At 57.2% G+C, this 4689-nt stretch carries 5 protein-coding genes; 3 read left to right on the top strand and 2 right to left on the bottom strand.

The window, feature by feature from the left end; genetic code table 11:
* Positions 1-576, bottom strand: a 576-nt coding sequence (locus tag VGE80_RS11230; protein ID WP_440592734.1) for a DUF1501 domain-containing protein, incomplete at its 3' end; no start/stop codon positions are given.
* A gap of 282 nt (positions 577-858) precedes the next feature.
* Complete coding sequence (locus VGE80_RS11225; protein WP_440592733.1) at positions 859-1425, bottom strand: GNAT family N-acetyltransferase; 567 nt, start codon at positions 1423-1425, stop codon at positions 859-861.
* Between the two features lie 519 nt (positions 1426-1944).
* Here VGE80_RS11225 and fliP point away from each other — a divergent pair.
* From fliP to VGE80_RS11210, 3 genes are read left to right on the top strand one after another with little or no spacing between them, the layout of a single operon-like run.
* Complete coding sequence (fliP, locus tag VGE80_RS11220; protein ID WP_440592732.1) at positions 1945-3432, top strand: flagellar type III secretion system pore protein FliP; 1488 nt, start codon at positions 1945-1947, stop codon at positions 3430-3432.
* 3 nt (positions 3433-3435) lie between these two features.
* Positions 3436-3702: a flagellar biosynthetic protein FliQ gene (locus tag VGE80_RS11215; RefSeq protein WP_373651201.1), complete on the top strand. Its 267-nt coding sequence runs from the start codon at positions 3436-3438 to the stop codon at positions 3700-3702.
* On the top strand, positions 3699-4631 hold the full coding sequence (locus VGE80_RS11210; RefSeq protein ID WP_373651202.1) for a flagellar biosynthetic protein FliR: 933 nt from the start codon (positions 3699-3701) through the stop codon (positions 4629-4631). Before VGE80_RS11215 ends, VGE80_RS11210 begins: the two co-directional genes overlap by 4 nt.
* The last annotated feature ends 58 nt before the right edge of the window (positions 4632-4689 follow it).

The raw sequence follows: 4689 nt of genomic DNA, 5'->3' as shown, positions 1-4689 counted from the left end.
GCCGGGCAGGGCACGTCCTGAGTTATGAATCAGCCGTTCGGGTAAGACCACTGCGGGCGGTAGATTGTTGTTTCGGCTCTGCGTGGCCGCTCCGACCACGGAAGCGATCGAAGGCCAGTCGGATGACTGGGGCTTCGATGGATCGTACCCCAGTGGCATGGGTGTTCGTCCCGTGAGGATGGACGTGTGCCCTTGCGAGTGTTCGTTATGGGGCGTGGTTAGCGATCGGATTTGACTCCAGAGATGACTGCATCCGGCGAGCATCGGCAAATGTTCGCAAATCTGAATGCCCGGTGTACGGCAGTGAATGGGCGAGAATTCACCGCGAATGTCGGCGGGGGCGGCTGGCTTGGGATCAAAGCTGTCGTGCTGTGACAACCCGCCCGACAGAAATACGAAAATGACAGACTTGGCCTTTCCACCCGGTAGCGGCATCGTGGTGAGGTCTCGGGACACGATCTCGCCACCACGCAGTGCCGAAACGTGGTTCATTCCAAGGCCGAGTAATCCGATCGAGCCAGCCTGAAGAAGTGACCGTCGACCTCGATCCAGGGGAGTAACGTGACTGGGTATCATGCCGAGAATCTCTCACAAATGGACTCCCCGCCAGACAGCGAGATGGCTGACGGACGGTGAGATGTTCATCGCAGTTCTACGTCGCAGACCATTGGCGCCCTGTCGGTCTGCCGTTTCCGTTTGCACATCCGGCTCTGTAAGCATCATCAACGGGTCAGGATGACCGTGACGGACCCCGCGTTGATGATACCAGTGCGCACCGACAGGTCGCGATATCATAACAAACTTTGCCGATGCGTGTCACTGCGGTGTTTCGTTTTACCGAAGCCGTTGAGTTTTCGATCAGTGAATCGACGCTTCAATCGGAACCACGCGGTACATGGTGCGAAGAACCCGAAATCCAAGGCTTTGGTAAAGTCCTACGGCAACGACGTTATTGGCCGTCACTTCGAGAACGACGCGTTTCATACCCGCTTCGGCAAAGCCACTGAGAGCTTTCAGGACGAGGGCACGTCCGAGGCCAAAGCCCCGATGTTCGGGGACCACACCAATGTTCTGGATGGATCCGGAGTGGTCGGTCAGTCCGATCCCCTGAATTGTTCCACAGTCCTGGGGAAGATGGTCGCCGTCTGACCACTCGACGAGCCAGGTGGCCCGCGGAAGGAATGTTTCCTGGCTGGCAATGTCCGACATCAGTCTGAGGCAGCCGTAATATTCGCCCAAGCAGGCAAAGACCTCAGAATCCACTTCATCGCGAAAGCTGCGAAACTTGGTGAGAGCGTGTCGCTCGACATCCGCTTGGCGCCATTCTCGCCAGTGATACCCGACTGGTAACTTCGCAGGCGGAAGTGAAGTCTGCTCGAAGTTGATTTCCATCCGGTAGCGTTTGAAAAACTGCTGGTCCGCCATAAGACTTCATCACTGGAATGAGGTTTCCGACAACGCTTCCCATCCTCGGCTCAGCCAACGCGCCACGTCATGCCACTTCCTTATACCGAGAATCCCAGTCAAAGCGAATTGCTGCTCACACTCGAATAAGAATCCGTCAGGGACCTGCTTAAGGCAAGGGGGACACCCTGTCGAGATTGCGGGTTGCCGCTCATTTTTGCGAACCACATGACTCCGACTAAGTGCCGGGAGAAATTTGGGGGGCAACGGAGAACTAGGGATTAAAAGAACCTGATCAACAGTGTTTTGTCCGAGCTACGTCGGACTGGAGGGATGACGTTTACTGAATCCTGATCTTGTCCGATTTTCCAATCCCGGTTATTCCACGCGATCAGTTTCGGCGGATTCTGCCGGAACCAGAATGCGACTTTGAGTCGGGGAAGTGGAATTCAGGATTTGTCGTGCGGCATCGTGACCCGTTCGGTCTGTCGCTGCTGTTCCTGCTTCTGACAACTTCGACCCCTTCAATGACAGGGGCGGATGATGTGGGATTCTGAAACGCTTCGGAAACCGCTGCTGCGGCGACGGGAGGGGATGCCACGTTCCTGGCTGGTCTGCGCTCTGTCCTGTCTGGTCCTGGTGTCAGCGGCTTTGGGGGACGAGTCAGCTCCCGCGTCCCAAGCGAGCGGGAAACGGAGTGTTCCCTTGCCCCCGCGGCGAGTGGCCAACGAACCGGCAGAAACGCTGCGAGGCAAAACCGCCCCGTCACCGAACCACCTGTGGAGTACCCTGGTTTCACTGACGCTGGTGGTTGGTGCGATTGTTGTCGTCGGGCGAGGGCTGAAGCGGTACGGGCTGCGCACGACCCAGTCGCTGCCCGTTGAGGCTTTTGAGGTGATGGGTCGTCGAATGCTGGAACCTCGCGTCGCCGTGCACATGGTGCGCTGCGGATCACGCATTCTGCTGCTCGGAGTGGGACCGGAGGGCGCTCGCACTCTTTCCGAAATCAACGACCCGGATGAGGTCCGGAAATTAACGGAAAGCTGTCTGGGAAAACCGCCCGAAGACACCTCTTTCGACTCAGAGAAGGCTTCTCTGAAGGGATTCTCAGCCCGTTCGAGCACCATCGCGAAACGGGCAATGCTGCTGGTCGCGGCGCTGGGGTTATTCGTGTGTTCTCGCGCGGAAGCGCAGTCACCTCGCCCCTCGGGACCGAACAGACGAGCTCAAGCGCAAGCACCCGCACGGCTGGCGGTCAAAGATGTCGACCGTCCCGTGGAGGTCGTGAAAAGCGAGTCCGTGACTCCCTTTCAACTCGACCCTCAGCAGTGGGTCTCCCCTCAGCAGATAGGGCTCTCGCTTAAGATGCTCGCGCTGATGACGGTCTTCAGCCTTGCCCCTTCGATCCTCATGATGACAACCTGCTACGTCCGATTTACCGTGTCGCTCGGACTCTTGCGGCAAGCATTGGGGACACAGCAGGGGCCCCCCAACCAGGTTCTCGCTGCGATCTGTCTGTTCCTGACATTTCTCGTAATGTCGCCGGTCTGGCAGAAGTGTTACGAGGAAGGGATTCGACCGTATACCAACCCAGCTACTGGCGAGACTTCGATTGATGAAACGACGGCGCTGACACGCACAATCGCTCCTGTGCGGGCCTTCATGAGCCAGCAGATCGAAAGGGCGAACAATGGGGACTCGGTCTGGATGCTACTGGATTACCAGCGGTCCGCTACGGATGACGGTCAGTCATGGGAAGAACCCCAAAGCTACGATGACGTTCCCTTTTCGGTGCTGGCACCCGCGTATCTCCTGAGTGAATTAAAGGTGGGATTTCTCATTGGGTTTCAGTTGTTCTTGCCGTTTCTCGTCATCGATCTGGTGGTCGCAATGGTGCTGACAAGCCTGGGACTCACCATGATGCCTCCTTCGATGGTGTCGTTACCCTTCAAACTGTTGTTGTTCGTGATGATTGACGGATGGTTCCTGACCGTAGGGATGCTGCTCGAAAGCGTGGGGGCAGCGTAATCCATGGAGACCGAATCGGCAGTCGGCCTGTGTCAGTCAATGCTGCTTGAAGTGCTGTTGCTGGCGGGGCCGGTATTACTGGCGGCCCTGGGGATTGCGCTGGTGATCGGCATGATGCAGTCGATGACGCAGCTCCATGATCACTCGCTGACGTTTGTCCCCAAAGTGACAGTGATCTCTCTGGCGATTCTTTACCTGCTCCCGTGGGGTCTCAGCCGGCTTGCTGAGTACGCGACGGATCTCATTCGTTCCATCCCTCAGCACTTATGAACTCCATTCTTACTCAACTGACCGACGACCCCTGGGGGCGACTGGTTTTCGAGTACCTGGTGACAGGTGGTCTCGAGAACGGACTCGTCAGCCTGCTGGTTCTGGTCCGTCTGTCCGGGGTCTTTGTGATCTCGCCCTGGTTGATGTCAGTGAAGTTTCCACTTCCCGTCCGTCTCGGTCTGGTCATGATTCTGACGTGTGTCATCGCGCCTCTTGCGTGGTCGAGACACGGTGCCCCAGAGGTCGGCAGAGCTTTGCTTTCCTCGCTGATCGTTCAAAATCAAGACGGCGCCATGCGGGATACGCGACTTTTCGATCTGTCTTCCAGACAGAGCCCCGTGGGAACTGCTGACTCGTCCGAGGCGAAAACTGGTGGCACCGATTGGGGGGTGATCCTGTTCAGTGAAATTGCAGTGGGGACATTGCTCGGCACGGGAATCCTGATCATTTTTCTGGGACTGAAGCTCGGTGGGGAATGGCTGGACCGCTACAGCGGACTTGGGCTCGCACGCACGTTCAATCCAGAAATTTCTGGCGACGATTCCGCCTGTGGCCAGATCAGCATGCTGATGGGAATCGTGGCATTCGTCCTGCTCGAGCCACTCAACGGGCAGGCACTCGCGCTGAAGTCTTTGATTGATTCGTTCGCAAGTCTCCCGCCGGGTGCCCCCTTCTGGACGGAGCAGCCTGTCGAAACGATCATCGAACTGATTCAACAATCCTTGGTGCTGGGGATCCGGATTGGCATTCCACTCGCCGCGACAATGCTGCTGGTCGATTTGACGCTGGCCCTTTGCAGCCGCAATTCGCAGTTACCCCTGAGTGGTTCACTTTACCTGATTCGGGGAACACTGGGGCTGGTCATGCTGGCCTTGACCCTGACAGCCATTCCGGAAGTCATCGTCGCTGCGACGACCTCGTTGTTGTAATTTCTGATCGCAGTCTGGAATCGGAACGGGGTTACTTTCTGATTTCTCTCACGGCAGG

The organism is Schlesneria sp. (assembly GCF_036405755.1).
Classification (GTDB): Bacteria; Planctomycetota; Planctomycetia; order Planctomycetales; family Planctomycetaceae; genus Schlesneria; species Schlesneria sphaerica.
The sequence above is the reverse complement of the archived record's forward strand: the minus strand, read 5'-3'. Positions and strand labels throughout refer to the sequence as shown.